Here is a 17544-nt window from a genome sequence, read left to right on the forward strand (position 1 = left end):
CTGCCGAGTGAGTCCAGCCGGGTCGATGGCGATGGGGACTCTCGAACAAGCGTGCCGCGCGGTGGTCGCCGTGACGTAGCTCGTCATCGACCGGCGGCCCCCGGCTGCTCACGCCCCCGTGAAGACGAAGCCGGCCCAGTGCACGGGATGGGCGAAACCCCTGCGGTCCGGTTCGAGCCGGACGAGGGTACGCCACAGGCTGCGCGCCGCCTCCGCCGGCAGCCCGTGCGGCGCGCCCGGCGCGAAGTGGTCGGCCTTCTCCTTGTTGGTGGTGTCGCGGAGCCAGCGCTGCGCCGCGGGCAGCGCCTCGACCGGCGGGCGGCCGGCGTCCTTCCACTCGGCGTAGAAGCGCAGCATCAGCAGCGCCGTGGACAGGTCGGGGACGCGCCACTGGGAGGCGATGACACCCGCCGCGCCCGCTTCGAGGAGGCCGCTCGCCAGGCTGACGACCTCGTTGGGTACGTGCACGCCGACCGCGCCGGTCTCGCAGGCCGACAGGACGACCAGGCGCAGCGGGCGGCTCCCCCCGCGGAGCCCGAGGATGTCCCGGAGCCGCAGCGGCGCGTCCCCGGCGAGGGTCAGCGAACTGTCGAGTGGCCGGAGGAGATCGGCGCTGCCGTGGCAGGCGAAGTGCGCCACGTCGTACTCGCGAAGCAGCGGAAGAACCGCGTCCGGGGTGGCCTCCTCGCCGGTCAGGACGGCGCCGGCGGCGAAGCGGGCGCGTACCCCGGCGGCTTCGGCCGCCGCGCCCCGCAGGGGTGGGGCCGACACCGGCCGCGGGTCGTGGACGGCGAGGACGCCGGCCTCGGCGGCGCGCCCGGCGCGGGCGACGGCGGCGGCGAGGACGCGGGCGTTGGGGGCGGTACGGATCGTCAGCACGTCGATCGCGTGCCGGCGGCCGTCCGGGGCGTGCGGGGTGTCCGGGGCGTCCGGGGCGTCCGGGGCGGGGGTCCAGGCGGCGTTGAGCGGCAGCATTTCGAGGTAGCCGCTGCGGATCAGCGTCACCGGCCCGCGGCCGGCCAACTCCTCGGTGAGCGGGCCGAGAACCGCCTCCCCCAGCTCACGGGTGACCCGCTCCACGCGCGCCCACCAGTTCAGCGTGCCGTCCTGCAGCAGCGCCCGCGCCCACTGCACGGCCTGCTCGCTCGTCAGCGCGGGCAGGTCCAGGGACCGTACGCCGCCGTCCGCCACGATGAGCGCCACCCCGCCGAACTCGGTCGCGACGAGGTACACCAGCGTCTCGGGCGCGCCGGCCACCACGTCGGTGAAGGACGGCGGGCGGAGGAAGTCGTCCCGCCCGGTGGCGGCCCTGATCTCCTCGACGAGCCCGTCCAGTTCGGCGCGGGCGGCTCGTACGGCGGCGTCCTGGCCGGCGGCGTCCGCGGCCCGGGCGCCGTCGCCCACGTCGCGGTCCAGCCCCGTCGCCGAGGCGGCCAGCCACCGGGCGGCGGCGGCCTCGTAGCGCCGGGCCAGCCCGGTCCCGCCGTGCTCGTTCAGCCACGCGACGTCCGCGGAGCCGAGCCGGAGTGCTTCGCTGAGCGAGACCGCCCGGGCGTTCTCCACCGCCATGACCGCGGCTTCCAGATCCCCGTCCCGGGCGAGGGCGTACGCGGCGAACGCCCCGAAGTCCGGGTTCTGCCCCAGCACCCGGTTGCGCAACCCGCGGCTCACCTGGAGGTGCGCCAGGTCGGCGACCACCTCGGTCGCGGTACGCGACGCCTCCGCCGCCTCCGCCCAGGCTCCGCGACGGGATGCCCGGCGCGACCACTCCTCGGCCGCGGCACGCCGCACCTCGGCGAAGGTCCCGGGCGCGCACAGCTCCCGGAACAGGGCGGTGGCCTCCGCACCGGCCGCCGCATCTCCCCGTGCGGTGTGGGACTCGCTCAGCGCCCGCGCGAGCTGGAAGGCCGCGCGCTGCGCGGGGTACGTCCCGGGCCGGGCGGACCGTATCGCTCGGCGGCCCAGGTCGACCGCCTCGGTCAGATCCGCCGGATCCTCGGTGAGACGGAAACCGAGGTCCGTGACGCCGGCGAGCAACGTGAGCGCATCCGGGCGCATCGGCGAGTCGGCGGGCAGGTACTCCAGCGCCCGCAGCAGCAGCTCCCGGGCGCGGTCGAGGTCGGCGCGCCCGTCCGCGGCGGTGAACCTGGCCATGTACGCGGAGGCGAGGTTGATCAGGCGCTGCGGCAGGCCGGGGTGGCCGGCGGGGTACGTCGCCACCGCCTGCTCGTGCAGGTCGATCGACCGGTCGAGGCGGTCCCGGTCGCCCGTGGCCTCGTAGGACGCGCGCAGCGCGTTGGCGAGGTTGCTGACGGGGATCGCCCGGTCCTGTGTGCCGCCGTCCCAGCCGGACACCGCCCGCTCGTACGCGGCGACGGCCTCGTCGAGGTACGCGAGGTCGCCCGTGACGTTGAAGCGGGCCCGGTACGCGGTGCCGAGGTTGCCCGTGGCGATCCGGTGGAACGAGCCGTCCGGCTCGGCCCCTTCCAGGACTTCTTCGAGCCGCCTGACCGCCGCCGTGAAGTGCGCGGGATCGGCGGAGACGGTGTACCGCTCCCTCCACCGGGCGCCGGCCAGGTTGAGCAGGCTGTCGCGCAGCGGCGCCCCGGGCGGCGTGCGCGCGAGCCGGTCCTCCAGGACGTCGGTGGCGTGCCGCAGCTCTTCCGGGTCGCCGCACGTCTCGTAGCGCCGCACGAGAAGATGGCTGGCGAGCACGGCGAACACATCCCCCGCGGGCCCCTGCGTCTCCAGGCGTCCGCGGACCAGGCCGAGCGCGGTGCCGACGATGTCCCGCCCGTCGGCGAGCGTGGGATGGCGGCCGGCCACATCGATGATCCGGTCGACCACGAGGGTCCAGCCGTACGGTCGGGACTGGGCCAGCACGTCGGGGTGGGCGAGGGATTCCAGGGCCCGGTCCAGGTCGTCCGGGTCGCGGGTCAGCGCGAACCGCTCGGTCCGGCCGCGGGCGAGCACCGGCCCGTCCGCCGCCTCGGCGGCCAGCCGGACGCCCGTGCCCAGGTCGGCCGCGGATGACCCGGCGATACCGCGGTCGATGTAGAGGTCGGCCAGCATGACTCTCACCTCTGCCGGGCGCGGCGGCTCGTCGTCACCGTCCGGTTCGTACGCCTCAAGCCGGGCGATGGCGCGTGTCATCTCTCCCGGATCGCCGCTGCTCCGCGCGTGGCCCGGCTCCGTCATGAGCAGAAGTCGTGACAGGTCCCGGCGGTACGGCAGCGACGCCGGCAACTCCGCGAGGGCGGCGCGCAGCACGGCCACCGTGCCGGCGAGGTTTTCGGGCGTCTCGTAGGCCGTCAGCCAGGGCCCGTGCGCGAGGGCGTGCTTGTACACCGCCAGGTCCCGCAACCGCGACCCGGGTTCCGCCACCGCACGCGCCTGCTCCAGCATCGCCACGCCCCGCCGGAACTCCGCCTCGTCGTCCCGGGCCGCCGCGCGCCCGGCCAGGGTCTCGCCCAGCTCCGTCAGCGCCTGGACGAGCACAGTCCCGCGCGGCCCGAGGGCCACCGCGCGCTCGCCGGCCGCCACGGCGCGGTCGAGGTCGGCCGCCGCGAGCCGCAGTTTGTGGCGCATACGCAGGGTGGAGGAGTAGTCGGCCAGCACACGCGGCAGGTGGTGGTCCGTGTCCGTGGTGGCCGTGGTCAGGCGCTCGAACATCTCGACGGCCCGGTCGAGGTCCGCCGGCTCGCGGTCGCGGTGGAACCGGTCGCGCAGCGACACCGCGAGGTTGTTGGTGTAGAGGGTGTGGTCCCCCAGCGCGACGGCCCGCTCGAACCACTCGATGGCCCGGTCCAGTTCGGCCGGCTCCTCCGCGAGGTGGTGGACGTCGCGGTGGGCGGCCCCGACGTTGTTCAGGCGCTCCGCCCGCTCGGGCGCGCCTTCGGGGGTGAGGCTCAGCGCCTCCTCGTAGAACGTCGCCGCCAGCCGCAGGTCGTCGGCCGCGCCGGTGTACTCGCCGCGGTCGGACAGGGCGTGCCCCATGAGGTCGATGAGTTCCGCGCGCGGGCCCGGCTCGCGAGGGGGCGGGTTCAGGGCCGCATCGGCCGCGCGGACCCGTAAGTCGTGCAGTCCCGGGACGGGACGGGGCGCGAACAGGTGGGCGGCGCGCAGCACATTGCCCACCAGCGTGAGTATCTGCACATGGGAACCGGGGACGAGGACCAGCCGGGCCGGATGGTCGAGGAGCCGCGCGCACAGCGGCACGGCCTCCGGCAGGCTTTCCGGGGAACGCATCCGCTGCTGGATCGTCAGGAGCAGCGTCTGGAACTCGCCCGTACGGTCCGCCCCCGCGGCGAGCCGGGCGATCCCCTCCTCGTCGCCGGCCTCCCGGCAGACATGGATGACGCGCAGCGCGAACCTCGCGGTGGCGGCCAGCAGCGCGTCCTCGTCGGTCTGTCGCCGGCCCTCGGCCTCGTCGGCGAGGACGCCCCGCAGGAACACCGCGAACTCCGGGCTCAGCGCGCGGGGATGCGCCCGGAACCAGTCGCTCAGCCGGGAGAGCTGCTCGGGTGTCTGCGCGTACGCGACCCGGCCGGCCAGGGAGTGCAGCAGGCCGGTCGCCTCGTCGAGGGACTTGCCGTCGGTCGTCATACCCGTCGCACCCGCTTCTCCATGGGCATCCCGCTTGTCTGCGCCGCCCGGTACGCCAGAATGGACCGTGCCCTTCGACGACTTCGACGACGACGACGATACTTCGGCCGGTAGTGCCCGTCTGGCCGATGCCGTCGAACGCCTCGCAGAGGAGCTGCCCCGGCTGCTGCCGGACGAGCCGGGCTTACGGGCCGACTTCGGTGCGCTGCTCGCCGGGCTGCGGCCCGGGGGCCGGCCGGCCGTGGACGAGGACACCCTGGACGAGGCCCTGGCCTTTCTGACCGGCCACCCCCGCACCCGGGAGCGGCTGAACGAACTGCTCGTCCGCAAGATCAGCGAGATCAGCTACGAGCGGACCCACGCGCGCCTCGCCGGCGACCCGTTCGTCGAGTACGACCGCCGCGTCTGCCCCCGGTGCGGGCGGGCCTGGGTGATCCTCGGGGCCGACGATGAGGACGAGCCGCCCGAGCGCTGCCCCGACGACGACGCCGTACTGACCGACGTGCCCGGCGGCGGTACGGGCCCGCCGTGATCGGGGACTTCTGGCGGGGCGTCGGCGGCCAGCTGGCCGAGCGCTGGGCCGCGGCGCTGTTCTCCCCCGCGTTCGCGTTCTGGGCGGGCGGCCTGCTCGCCTGGATGTCGCGCCCCGGGGCGCAGGGCGGTGGCTGGACGGACAGGGCGGTCGCGCTCGGGCGTGAACTCCAGGGCCAGCCGGTGGTCGTGCAGGCGATCTACGTCATCGGCCCGCTGGTCCTGATCGTGCTGTCCGGCCTGGCGCTGCAGCAGCTCGCCTTCCCCGTACTGCGCGCCCTCGAAGGCTACTGGCCGGCCCTCCTCGACCCGCTGGCCGGCCGCATGCGCGCCCGCCACTCGCGCCGGGCCGACGCCCGGTCCGTACGACTGCGGGAGCTGGCGGCCAGGTCGCTCGCGGACCTGACGCCGGAGCAACTGGCGGAACGTGCCCGGCTGGAGCGCCGGCACCGCCGCGTGCCCGCCCGGCGCGTCCAGCGGATGCCGACCCGGCTGGGGAACGTCCTCCGGGCGTCGGAGTCCCGCGTGGGCGCCCGCTACGGCCTGGACGCCGTCGTGTGCTGGCCGCGGCTGTGGCTGCTGCTGCCCGACACGGCACGGCGGGAGACGGCGGCGGCCCAGACCTCGGTGCTGCTGACGGTCCAGGTGTGCGTGGGCGGGCTGCTCTTCACGGTGTGGACCGTGTGGGCGTGGTGGGCGCTGCCCGTGGGCGTGCTGGTGGCCGCCGCGGCGTACGCGAGGATGCTGCCCGCCGCGTCGGCCCTCGGCGACGTCGTGGAGTCGTGCTTCGACCTGCACCGCCGGCTGCTCTACGAGGCGGTGCACTGGCCGCTGCCCGCCAACCCGCGCGACGAGCGGGCCGCGGGCAGGCGCCTGACGGTCTACCTGTACGCGGGCTCCCGCCGGCCGGAGCCGGCCTTCGTCCCGCCGGCACCGCCGGAGCCGCCGCCGCCCGGATAGCCGGCCCGCGTCAGGGCTTGCGCAGCAGGCCGCCGTACTCGTACAGCCGGTTGCTCTCCTTCGTACGGCCGACGTACTCCTTCAGCTCCGGCGGGACCGGCGGCAGCGGCGGCTGGAACGGGTCCGGGCGCCACTTAGCGAGGTTCACCATGCCCGGGGAGACCGGCACCAGGCCGTCGGTGAAGGCGTCGACCTGCTGCGGGGTGCGGGTCTGCCAGGGGACGCGGTTGTTGTTCATGTACTCGGACGAGACCCTGGCGTGCTCCTCGTCGTCCGTGACGGCCTGGGACAGCGCGATGTAACTGCCCGGCACGGCACGGTCGATGACGGTACGCAGGACGGTCCGCGGGTCGTCGGCGTCGGTGAGGTGGTGGACGACGGACAGGAAGAGCACGGCGAGCGGCTCGTTGAAGTCGATCAGCCGCTGCAGGTCGGGGTGGCCGAGGACGACCTCCTGGTCGCGCATGTCGGCGGTGATCACCACGGTGGAGTCGTCGTCGGCGAGCAGCGCGCGGCCGTGGGCGAGGACGATGGGGTCGATGTCGACGTAGACGACGCGAGTGTCCTTGTCGAACTCCTGGGCGACCTGGTGGACGTTGTTGTCCGTGGGCAGGCCGCAGCCCATGTCGAGGAACTGGCGGATCCCGCACTCCTGCGCGAGGTAGCGCACCGCCCGGTACAGGAAGAGACGGTTCTGCCGGGTCATGTCCAGGCCCTCGGGGAAGCGCGGTAATCCGGCGCGGATCATGTCGCGGTCGACCTCGTAGTTGTCCTTGCCGCCGAGCATCCAGTCGTAGGCGCGTGCGGAGGTGGGACGGTCGGTCGGGATGCCGGGTATCGCGGGTCCTTCGTCAGGCGACATTGCCCACTCTCCTTCGTCTCAAGAACGTTCGAACAGACCGACGGACGCCGGGAGATGAGACTATCCACCCCCGCCCACCCGGACCACCGGGCCCCCGATCGCATGACCGAGCCCCGACGGCCCTGGCCGCGATCATCCGGGCCCGGGTTCCTAGTAGTGGTACCTGGCGGCCAGGATCACGATCTCCTCGTCCATGACCAGGTAGACGAGGCGGTGCTCGTCGTCGATCCTTCTCGACCACGCTCCGGGGAGGTGGTACTTGAGCGGCTCGGGCTTGCCGATCCCGCTGAAAGGATCACGTTTGACGTCCTCGATGAGCCTGTTGATCCTGGCCGGCATCTTGCGATCGTGCCTGAGCCAGGACGTGTAGTCGTCCCAGCCCTGATCCTCGAAGGCAAGTCTCACTCGTCACCTTCACCAGGATCAGCCGCGTCCGGATCGACCAGCTCGCGCTCCGACACGTTGACGCGGCCCAGAGCGTTCTCGTACGCCTTGAGCAGCCGCCGCGCGTTCGCGGGCGAGCGCAGCAGGTACGAGCCCTCGCGCAGGGCGGCGTAGTCCTCGGCCGAGACGAGGACGGCGTTGCCGTGCCTGGAGACGATCTCGATGGCCTCGTGATCGTCGTTAACCTTCTTGATCAGCGGAAAGAGAGCCTTGCGGGCTTCGCTCGCGGTTATCGACATGGACTGACTCCCTCCAGCATATGGTACTGAATAACGTACCACTCATTCCTCAGGCGCGGCGGGGCGGCCCGGGTCGCCGGGCCCCGGCACGCGGCGCCCGGCACGCCGGCGGCCCTCGCTCCGACCAGGCCGGCGGGCGTCGCGGAGGTGGACGCGGACGCGGAGCGGGATCGTCCCCCCGATCGATGAACCCCGCCCCGCGCGAGCCACGTCGGTCGCGCGGCCGTCCCCCGTGTGACGGCCGCGCGGCCGGTGACCTCATCCACCATGCGGAACGCACCTGGCATGAACCTTGCAGGCACCTAGAATCCGCTGGTGGTGCCGCCGCCGGGCGGCCTGGCCGACGGGGGACGGTGGGACGGGATGGAGTTTCGGCTGCTGGGCGGGATCGAGGCCGTGGCGGACGACGGCCGTCCGGTGGACCTCGGCCCCGCGCGGCAACGGAGCGTGCTCGCCGCGCTGCTGCTCGACACGGGCCGCACGGTGCCCACCGAGCAACTGGTCCACCGGGTGTGGGGGTACACCGCACCGCAGCGGGCCAGGGAGACGCTCTACAGCTACCTCTCCCGGCTACGCCCTACCCTCTCCGCCTCGGACGCAACCCTCGCCCGCGGGCCGGACGGCTACGCACTCGCCGTCGAGGCGGCGTCGGTGGACGTGCACCGCTTCCGCCTGCTGCTCGCCCGGGGGCGGGACGCGGAGGGGGACACCGACGCCGCGGACCTCTTCCGCGAGGCGCTGGCGCTGTGGCGCGGCGAGCCGTTCCCCGCTGTCGACACCCCGTGGTTCAACACCGCGCGCGACGCCCTCGCCAAGGAGAAGCTGGCCGCGGAGCTGGACAGCGCCGACGTACGGCTGCGCCTCGGTGACCACGCCGCGCTGCTGACCGCGCTCGCCGAGCGCAGCGCCGCGCACCCGCTGGACGAGCGGCTGGCCGCCCAGTACATGACCGCCCTGTACCGCTGCGGCCGGCCGGCCGACGCGCTGGCCCACTACCGGCGGACACGCGGCCTGCTCGCCGGGGAGCTGGGCATCGACCCGGGGCCGCACCTGCAGCGGGTGCACCAGGCGGTGCTCGGCGGCGACCCGGAGCTGAGCACGCCGCCGTCCGCCCGGGCAGCGGCCACCGTACGGCCGCCGTCGCCTGCCCCTGCCACGCCCGCCCCGCCCGCCCCGCCCGCCTGGTCCGCCCAGTGCCAGCTCCCGCCCGCGGTAGGGGGCTTCGCCGGCCGCGCCGACCTCGTCACCCGCCTCGCCGGGCTGCTCGAAGCCCCCGACGCCGCCCCCGTCGTCGTCTCCGGCTCGCCCGGGGTCGGCAAGACCGCGCTCGCCGTCCACCTCGGCCACCGGCTGCGGCCGGCGTTCCCGGACGGCCAGTGGTACGTACGGCTGCAGGGCACCCGCGAACGCCCGCGCGAGCCCGCCGACGTGCTCGCCGGCCTGCTGCGCGTCTCCGGCGTGGACCCCGCCGCGATCCCCGAGTCGCCGGAGGACCGCGCCGGGGCGTTCCGCGGCCGGGTCGCCGACCGCCGCGTCCTGCTGGTGCTCGACGACGCCGCGGACGCCGAGCAGGTACGCCCCCTGCTGCCCGGCACCGCGGGCGTGGCGGTGCTGGTCACCAGCCGCTCCGACCTGCGGGGCCTGACGGCCAGCCACGCGGCCCACCCCGTACCGCTGGACGTCCTGCGCCCCGGCGAGGCGAACGACCTGCTCGCCGGCGTCCTCGGCGAGCGCCGGGTCGCCGCGGAGCCCGCGGCGGCGGCGCAACTGGCGGAGCTGTGCGCGCGGCTGCCGCTGGCGCTGCGCATCGGCGCCGCCAACCTCGCCGCGCGGCCGGGGCGTTCGCTGGGCGCGTACGCGGCCGAGCTGGCGGACGACGGGCGGCTGGCCAAGCTGTCCATCGCGGGCGACCGCGAGGCCGCGGTCCGTACCGCCTTCGACCACTCCTACGCCGCCCTGGAGCCGGCCGCGGCGCGGCTGTTCGGCCTGCTCGGGCTGCACCCGGGGCCGGACTTCACGGCCGCCGCGGCGGCGGCCCTGCTCGGCTGCGCGCCCCCCGACGCCGAGGAGCCGCTGGACCGGCTGGCCACCGCGGGGCTGGTGCAGCACACCGGCGCCGACCGGTTCCAGTTCCACGACCTGCTGCGCCTCTACGCCGCCGAGCGGGCCGCGGCCGACCCGGGCCGCGCGGGCGCGTGGCGGCGGCTGTGCGACTGGTACCTGGCCACCGCGGACGCCGCCACCGCCGTCGACTTCACCGGCCTGGCCCAGCTCCCCCGGCCCCGTACCCCGTCCGGCCGCTTCCGCGACCGGCAGCAGGCGCTCGGCTGGCTCGACGAGGAGCGGGCCAACCTCGTCGCCGTCGCCGCCCGCGCCGCCGCGGCCGGCCCGTACGAGATCGCCTGGCAACTGGCCGACCAACTGCGCATGTTCTTCTACTACCGCCGCCACCTGCCCGAGTGGGAGGCGATCGTCGCCGCCGGCCTGCGGGCGGCGGAACACCGCGGCGAGACCTCGGCCCTGGCGGCGATGCAGCACAGCCTCGGGCTCATGCGCCAGAGCACCGGTGACACCGACGCCGCCCTCGTAGCCCTGCGGCGCGCGCTGGACGGCTACCGCAGCAGCGGCCTGGCGGTGGGCGAGGCCGCCATCCTGAGCAACCTGGCGGTACACGCCGGGCAGCGCGGTGAGATGCGCCGGGCGCTGCGCTGGCAGGAGGCCGGCATCGAGGCGCTGCGCGGCCTTGACCGGCCGGTGCAGTTGGGCACGTCGCTCAACACGCTGGGCCTGATCCACGCGTACCTGGGCCAGTTGGACCGCGCACTCGACCGCACCACCGAGTCGATCGAGGTCTGCCTGCGCCACGGGCAGCCGTCGCGCACCATCAGCCCGCTGATCAACCGCTCCCTCGTCCACCACGACCTGGGACGCTACGAGGAGGCGCTGACGGACGGCGCGGAGGCCCTGCGGCTGTGCCGGGAGCACCGCGAACGCCACAACGAGGCCGACGCCTACGAGGCCCTGGCCCGCGCCCACCGCGGCGCCGGCCGCCTCGACCTCGCCCAGACCCACGCCGAGCAGGCGCTCCAGGCCGCCCGCGAGGTCGGCGACCCCGTCGAGGAGGCGGACGTGCTGATCACCCTCGCGGGCCTGCACCGCCTGCGCGGCCACCTGGTCCCGGCCGCGGACCACCTCGCGGCGGCGCTCGACATCACCCGCCGCCGCGGCTTCCGCCACCAGCAGGCGGAAGCCCACGCCGCCCTGGCCCGCGTCCACCTCGCCACGGGCGAGGTGGCCACGGCCACGGACCACGCGGAACTCGCCCTGGCCACGGCCCGTGACCTGGACCTGCCCCTGACGGAGCACCGCGCCCTGACGGCCCTCGCGGCGATAGCCCGCGCCACGAACGAACCCGCGACGGCCGCGCGCCGCACGGCCGAGGCCCACCGCATCCAGCAACGGACGGGCTACCACCCGGGCCCGGGCGGGTAGAAGAGGCGGCCCCGGGAGGGGCGCGTACGGGCGCGGGATATTACCCGTGATTAGCCTGCGGCCTCCCTTGACGGGCTTCACGGTCCGGCGGCACAGTCCTGCTAATCCGCATTAGCACCCCGCCCTTCCGGCTCACGCCCGCGAGCTAATGCGTATTACCACCAGGAGTCGCGCAGCCCGCCCTCGTAGCCGACAAGCAGCCGACAAGGAGTCCCCCGCCATGACACTCAACCGCCGCCGCTTCCTGCGCACCGCCTCCGCCGCCACCGCGGCCACCGCCGGCGGCACCGTGCTCGCCCTCGGCGAGCCCGGCGCCGCGCCCGCGCTCGCCGCGCCGGGTGGCTTTCCCGACTACCGGTACGTGCGCACCCTGCTCGTCCCCGGCGACCTCTCCTACAACCCCACCAACGAGATCATCTTCCCCTGCATACGCGGCGTCTACGACCGCCTCCCCGCCCCCCTCGGCCGCTACTACCTCTACTACGCCCCCCACGACCGGCCCGGCGGCATCTGCCTCGCCTACGGCGACTCCCTGGAGGGGCCGTTCACCGAACACCCCGGCAACCCGATCGTCTCCAACGTCTGGACCCCGCACTACAACGTCAGCCACGTCTCCTCCCCGCACGTCATGTGGCACGCCGGACGCCGCGAGATGTGGCTCTACTTCCACGGCGAGAACAACACCACCCGGCTCGCCCGCTCCAAGGACGGCATCCACTTCACGTACGACAAGACCGTGCTCACCACCGCCATGCTCCCCGCCGGCACCACCGAGACCTCGTACGCACGCGTCTTCCCGTACGACCTCCCGGGCCGCGACGCCCACTACGTCATGGTGTTCATGCGCAACGACACCGCCAACCACCGCGACATCGGCTGGGGCTGGTCGGCCGACGGCCGCACCTGGGCGTTCGACCCCGCGCCGCTCATCGACCACGCCGCCGTCGGCGCCTCCGACGTCTCCGGCGCGCACCTGCTGCAGCGGGACGGCAACACGTACGTCGTCTACCACACCGACAAGGGCAGCGGCGGGAACATCCTCATCACCGAGGTCGGCGCCGACTTCTCCCGCCGCAACCACCTCGGCGTCTTCTATGACTCCGGCACCGCCGCCCCGGAGAACGGCCGCGCCGCGGCCCCGTCGTTCGGCACCGACCGCGGCGTGCCGTACATGATCTACGAGGCCGGTGAACGCCTCTCCGGCTCCATCGCCATGGCCCGCGGCTGACCGCGACGGACGGTCCGCCGCCGCCCCCGGCGGACCGTCCGACCGCCGCACCCCCACCGGGTCCCCGCCGCCCGCTGTCCCCCGCGCGAGCTACACGCAGGTGTCCTCCCTGCGGTGACGCTTCCGGGCCCACCCGGTCCCTAGCGTTCTGCGCAGCCTTGATTCCCGTTTCCCGGAGGACATCGTGTTCGGCAGCACCCGCAGTACCCCCAGCGTCCGCGGCATCCGCAGCGTCCGTGGCATCCGCGGCAACGGCACGGCGACGGCACTGGTCTGGCTGTGCTGCGCCGCGGCCGGCGCCGGGCTCGTCGGCTGCTCGGAGGACTCGGACTCCGCGGACTCGAAGGCGTCCGACGACGCGACGGCCGCCGCCGCCGGGGAAGGCAACGCCGACGACGACCTGCTCACCGGCACCGAGAAGATCGACGTCGGCGGCCGGTCCGTGAACGTATCGTGCTCCGGCACGCCCGCGTCCGGCCGGCCGGTGGTCGTGCTGCTCTCCGGGGGCGGTGACGACCTGACGAAGCTGGCCGGCATCCAGAAGACGCTGAGCGCGAAGGACCGCGTCTGCTCGTACGACCGGCTGGGCCAGGGCGCGAGCGACCAGCCCGACGGGCCGCAGACCTTGGAGAGCACCGGGGAGGTGCTGACCGGGGTGCTCGACCGAGTCGCCGGCGACCGGCCCGTCGTCCTGGCCGGGCACTCCCTGGGCGGGCTGATCTCCGCGCGGTACGCGCCCGACCACCGGGACCGGGTCAAGGGGCTGGTCCTGATGGACGCCACCTCGCCGACCCAGAACGCCGACCTCACCGAGGAGATCCCGGACTCGGCCACCGGCCCGGCGGTCGAGCTGCGCGAGCAGACCCTCGCCGTCCTCGGCGGCCAGGGCCCGGAGAAGCTGACGGTCACGGACGGAGAGGTACGTTCCGCGGGCGACATCCCGGTCGAGGTGATCCGGCACGGGAAGGAGTACCTCGCCCAGGTGCCGGAGTACGGGCCGGGGCTGGAGCGCGCCTGGCTCGGCGGGCAGCGCAAGTGGCTGGCGCTGTCCGAGCGCAGCAGGCTGAGCACCGCGGAGAACAGCGAGCACTACATCTACGCCGACGAGCCGGAGGTCGCCGTGCGCGCGATCCGGCGGGTGACGTCGCAGGCGGCGGACGGCGCGCAGGCGGCGGGGTAGGCGACGGTACGGCGGCGAGAGGCGGAGCAGGTCGTGCCCGTGCCCGTACGGCGAGCCCGCGGCACCCGCCGGCGCCGCGGCTACACTCCCCCGGTGACGAGTCTTCGGCAACTTCCGGAGCTGTGGCGCCGGTTCGACGTCACGGTCCGGGACCTCCCGCTCGGGCTGCTCATCCTCGTCGCCGCCCTCCTCCCGGCGTCCCACACCCACGGCACCCAGCTCGGCGGCCTTCCCGGCCGCGAGTTCGACGCCCTCGCCGTCGTCGCGGTCGCGTTCCAGTGCCTGCCCCTCGCGATCCGCCGCCGCTGGCCGCTGGTCTGCCTCGTCCTGGTGACGGCCGGCTTCGCCGTCGACCAGCTCCGCGGCTACCACTCGCTCGGCGGCACCGCCCAGGCCATCGCCCTGATGAGCGCCGGCGCCCATCTGGAGCGCCACCGCCGCACCCTCGCGCTGCTGTTCTCCGCCGCGTACGTGGCGCTGGCGGTCGCGCTCGTCGGGGTGGGCGGGACCGAGGGGCCGAGTGAGTTCGTCATGTACTACCTGGCGATGGCCCTGGTGTGGGGCATGGGGTCGTGGCTGCGCTCCACCCGGGCGGCGGAGGCCGAGCACCGGCGCCGGGTCGCCGAGGACACCCGTACCGCCGAACGCACCCGTATCGCCCGCGAGTTGCACGACGTCGTGACCCACCACGTGACGGCGATGGTCGTGCAGGCCGAGGCGGCGCGCTACCTGACCGCCGCGCCCGACCGCCTCGACACGACCCTGACCGCCGTCACCGACACCGGCCGCCGCGCCATCACGGACCTGCGGCACCTGCTCGACCTGCTCAACCCGGACTACGGCAGCGAGACCGGCACCTCGTCGACGGATCCGTCGGTCGGCAGGCTGCTGACGCTCGTGGAGCAGACGCGGCTGGCGGGGCAGCCGGTGGAGTTCACGGAGAAGGGCACGCCGCCGGAGTCGACGGGCAGCGCCGACCTGGTGGCGTACCGGGTCGTCCAGGAGGCGCTGACGAACGCGCTGAAGCACGCGCGCGGCAGCCGCACCTCGGTCGAGGTGCACCACGGCGCGGGCGAGATCACCGTGGAGGTGAGCACGGCCGGAACCACCGCGCCGACGCTCTCCCCCGGCGGCTCCCTCGGCGGTTCCCCCGGCGGCAGCGGCCGGGGACTGGCGGGCCTGCGCGAGCGGGTCGACGTCCTCGGCGGCGAGTTCAGCGCGGACCGCCGGACGGGCGGGGGCTTCGTCGTACGGGCCCGCATCCCGGCTGCGGGCAGCGCCCCATGACCGCGCCGATCCGCGTGCTGATCTGCGACGACCAAGTCCTCGTCCGCACCGGCCTGGTGACGATCATCGATGCCCAGCCCGACCTGGAGGTGGCGGGCGAGTGCGGCGACGGCCAGGCGGCGGTCGACCTCGCCGGCCGGCTGCGGCCGGACGTGGTGCTGATGGACGTACGCATGCCGGTGCTCGACGGCATCGAGGCGACCCGCCGGCTGGCCGGCGCCCGGGTGCCGCACCCCGCGAAGGTGCTCGTGCTGACGACGTTCAACCTGGACAGGTACGTGTACGAGGCGCTGCGCGCCGGCGCCGCCGGCTTCCTGCTCAAGGACGCGCCGCCGGCCCAACTGCTGCACGGCATACGCACCGTGGCCAGGGGCGCGGCGCTGCTGGACCCCGAGGTGACCCGCCGGCTCGTCGGCCGCTACGCCGCCCGCATCCGCCCCGTCGACGGCACCCCGCGCGACATCCCGCTGACGCCCCGCGAACTGGAGGTCCTCCGTCTCATCGCGGGCGGCCTGTCCAACAGCGAGATCGCGGCGGAACTCCAGCTCAGCCACGAGACGGTCAAGACCTTCGTCTCCCGCATCCTCACCAAACTCGACCTACGGGACCGCGTGCAGGCCGTGGTCTACGCCTACCGCCAGGGCCTGGTGACCTGACCGCGCGAGTCTCGCCGACGGCACCGAGCACCGATTCTTCAGGCTCGGCGCCGCCAACGTGCCGTACGGGCTACATCATCTGCTGAATCCACCAGAAGAGCAGGCCCGCCAGCCCGGTGCCGAGGCCGTAATACAGACCGGGCACCAGATGCCTGCTGATCTCACTACTTCGCCTCGGGCACCGGCAGCTCCGCCGGCGTGCGGGGTCGCGGTGCAAACGGGTCTGCTTGTTCCTCGAACGCATGGCAGTGACTTCTCCTGGGGGAAGTTTTCGTGGTACTCGTCAGTGCTGCTCGCAATAGCGTTGGATGCGGTCGGCGATCTCGCTTTCCGGGCGGCAGACCAGGTCGTCGCGGACGTCTTCGCGGGAGGCCAGGCGCTGTATTTCGCGGTGCATGCGGGGCTCCCAGCCGGGTTCGCAGTTGCGGTCGACGTAGTCGGCGAACTTGCTCATGCCGGATATGAACTCATCGTCGGGTCCGCCGTCCTTCTGCAACTGGGTGCGCCAATGGCCGGCCTCGGCGGGCTCACCCAGGCCGAGATGGTGCAGGTGCAGGCAGTAGGCGGCGGCGGGGCTGCCGGCGCCGGCGGCCAGCTGCCACCAGAACTGGGCGCTGTCCCGGTGATCGGCCTGGTACAGCATGCAGGCGAAGACCTGCATGCCGTAGATCGCCCCGTCTATGTCGGACTCCTCCAGCCACACTTCGTGGCACTGCGGCCCGTGGACGCTGAGCAGCCTGGCCAGCCTGCCGACGAAGCCGGTCGCGCCGGCCTGGTTGACGGTCCAGCGCACCAGGATCGACAGCTCGTCTCGCGCCTGCACCACGGGGGAGGCGTCCGTACCGGGGCCCGTATACCCGGCCGGTCCCTCTTGCAGCCGCCTGAGGCCGGCTGCCACGTCGAACCGCCGTCGGCCTGCCAGCATCATCTCCCCGGCCCCCGCCAGGATGTGCTCCACCGTCGTGCTCCGACTGTTCACTTGGCGCCCCCCTCCTTCTTCAGCAACTGCGCCAGCTCCCGCTCCAGGCGCTTCGTGGCCCGGCGGCAGTGATAGTCGACGGTGCTGGCCGTGACCCCCAGGTACCAGGCGATCCGCTCGGTGGGGAACGCGCACAGGTAGCGCAGGACTACCACGTCGAACTGCCGCGGCGAGAGCTTGGCGATCGCCTCGTAGAGCCCGACACCCTCGATCTGCTGCGCCAGGAGCCCCTGGTACTCGTCCAGCACGCGCGCTATCTCACGCCGGACCTCCGACTCCTCCACGTACGAGGCGACCACCCGGCGGAGGATCGCCCACGCCTGCTGACGCAGGTCGCCGTGCCGGCCCAGCTCTTCCCAGCGGTTGCGGATCTGGTGGAACGTCAGGTGGACGGCCTCCGCCGCGGTGTCGTCGTCGAGCCAGTGCTGGGCGTAGGTGTAATAGGCGTCCGCGTTGGCCAGGTACAGCGCCTCGCACACCGGCGGGACGTACAGCATGGCGTGCGTCACCGGGCTGCCGTTGTCCTCTGCTGGAGCTTCTTCGGTCATGAGTCCTTCTTCGAACGGGCCGATACCGAGAATCGGGTGACACCCTGTGTCACCCGGTGAACTGCTGCACCCCAGCCAACCGGACCAAGTGAGCGAACACGCATGCGCAGCGCATCATTTTCGCCCGATGATCACGCATTCCGCGTCACGCACGATCGATAACCAGCAGTAACACTCCATGAACTGCACGTTCCACAATCCGGCGCAACCGCGGTCTACACCAATCCCGCATCGTGACGTGTCTCACAGTGCAACCTGTGGGCTGAGCACTGCACTCTCAACCCCCGGCGGGGGACCAAACCTGACCACAATTCGCACGCTATTGCGCATTCCTCGACCGAGAATGGGAGGCACCGAATAGCTCAGCGCGCCAGGTCGTCGGACGCCGCCTGACGGGGCGCACATGTGGGCCTGATTACTCACCCTTTGCCCCTTATAGACCCGCCACATCACTCCCCGTCCGCCGCAGGCGGTCCAGGTGGCGGCGTACGACCGCCAGCGGCGGACTCTGACGCTGATAGGGGGTTCACGAG

13 protein-coding genes are annotated in these 17544 nt (G+C 73.6%); 7 read left to right on the top strand and 6 right to left on the bottom strand.

The window, feature by feature from the left end; genetic code table 11:
• Positions 1-108: 108 nt before the first annotated feature.
• The gene (locus T328_RS10175; RefSeq protein WP_496495610.1) at positions 109-4605 is read right to left on the bottom strand and encodes a CHAT domain-containing protein; all 4497 of its coding nucleotides are present in this window, start codon (positions 4603-4605) and stop codon (positions 109-111) included.
• A gap of 67 nt (positions 4606-4672) precedes the next feature.
• On the opposite strand from T328_RS10175, the gene T328_RS10180 reads away from it, so the two are divergent.
• A complete protein-coding gene (locus tag T328_RS10180) occupies positions 4673-5137 on the top strand; it encodes a hypothetical protein (protein WP_496495611.1) in 465 nt (154 codons plus the stop codon).
• A complete protein-coding gene (locus T328_RS10185; protein WP_496495612.1) occupies positions 5134-6096 on the top strand; it encodes a hypothetical protein in 963 nt (320 codons plus the stop codon). The genes T328_RS10180 and T328_RS10185 overlap by 4 nt, the downstream gene beginning before the upstream one ends.
• 10 nt (positions 6097-6106) lie before the next feature.
• On the opposite strand, the gene T328_RS10190 is transcribed toward T328_RS10185, so the two are convergent.
• The 3 genes from T328_RS10190 to T328_RS10200 all read right to left on the bottom strand — a co-directional run bounded on the left by T328_RS10190 (position 6107) and on the right by T328_RS10200 (position 7641).
• Positions 6107-6958: an SAM-dependent methyltransferase gene (locus T328_RS10190; protein ID WP_496495613.1), complete on the bottom strand. Its 852-nt coding sequence runs from the start codon at positions 6956-6958 to the stop codon at positions 6107-6109.
• A gap of 150 nt (positions 6959-7108) precedes the next feature.
• Positions 7109-7363 carry a Txe/YoeB family addiction module toxin gene (locus tag T328_RS10195; protein ID WP_496495614.1) on the bottom strand — a complete coding sequence of 85 codons (255 nt, stop codon included), beginning with the start codon at positions 7361-7363 and terminating at the stop codon, positions 7109-7111.
• On the bottom strand, positions 7360-7641 hold the full coding sequence (locus T328_RS10200; protein ID WP_496495615.1) for a type II toxin-antitoxin system Phd/YefM family antitoxin: 282 nt from the start codon (positions 7639-7641) through the stop codon (positions 7360-7362). Before T328_RS10200 ends, T328_RS10195 begins: the two co-directional genes overlap by 4 nt.
• Before the next feature lie 363 nt (positions 7642-8004).
• Between T328_RS10200 and T328_RS10205 the strand changes: the two genes are divergently transcribed.
• The 5 genes from T328_RS10205 to T328_RS10225 all read left to right on the top strand — a co-directional run bounded on the left by T328_RS10205 (position 8005) and on the right by T328_RS10225 (position 15484).
• On the top strand, positions 8005-11133 hold the full coding sequence (locus T328_RS10205) for an AfsR/SARP family transcriptional regulator (RefSeq protein ID WP_496495757.1): 3129 nt from the start codon (positions 8005-8007) through the stop codon (positions 11131-11133).
• A 220-nt stretch (positions 11134-11353) separates the two neighbouring features.
• Positions 11354-12361, top strand: a complete 1008-nt coding sequence (locus tag T328_RS10210; protein WP_496495616.1) for a glycoside hydrolase family protein — start codon at positions 11354-11356, stop codon at positions 12359-12361.
• 223 nt (positions 12362-12584) lie between these two features.
• Positions 12585-13541: an alpha/beta fold hydrolase gene (locus T328_RS10215; RefSeq protein ID WP_496495758.1), complete on the top strand. Its 957-nt coding sequence runs from the start codon at positions 12585-12587 to the stop codon at positions 13539-13541.
• A gap of 93 nt (positions 13542-13634) precedes the next feature.
• Complete coding sequence (locus tag T328_RS10220; RefSeq protein WP_496495617.1) at positions 13635-14828, top strand: sensor histidine kinase; 1194 nt, start codon at positions 13635-13637, stop codon at positions 14826-14828.
• Complete coding sequence (locus T328_RS10225) at positions 14825-15484, top strand: response regulator (protein WP_496495618.1); 660 nt, start codon at positions 14825-14827, stop codon at positions 15482-15484. Before T328_RS10220 ends, T328_RS10225 begins: the two co-directional genes overlap by 4 nt.
• 283 nt (positions 15485-15767) lie before the next feature.
• On the opposite strand, the gene T328_RS10230 is transcribed toward T328_RS10225, so the two are convergent.
• Positions 15768-16463 (bottom strand): hypothetical protein, encoded by a 696-nt coding sequence (locus T328_RS10230; protein WP_496495619.1) that lies wholly within the window; start codon positions 16461-16463, stop codon positions 15768-15770.
• Entirely contained in the window at positions 16460-17011 is a 552-nt protein-coding gene (locus tag T328_RS10235) for a sigma-70 family RNA polymerase sigma factor (RefSeq protein WP_496495620.1), read from the bottom strand. Before T328_RS10235 ends, T328_RS10230 begins: the two co-directional genes overlap by 4 nt.
• Positions 17012-17544 lie beyond the last annotated feature (533 nt).

The organism is Streptomyces sp. CNX435, from assembly GCF_059570575.1.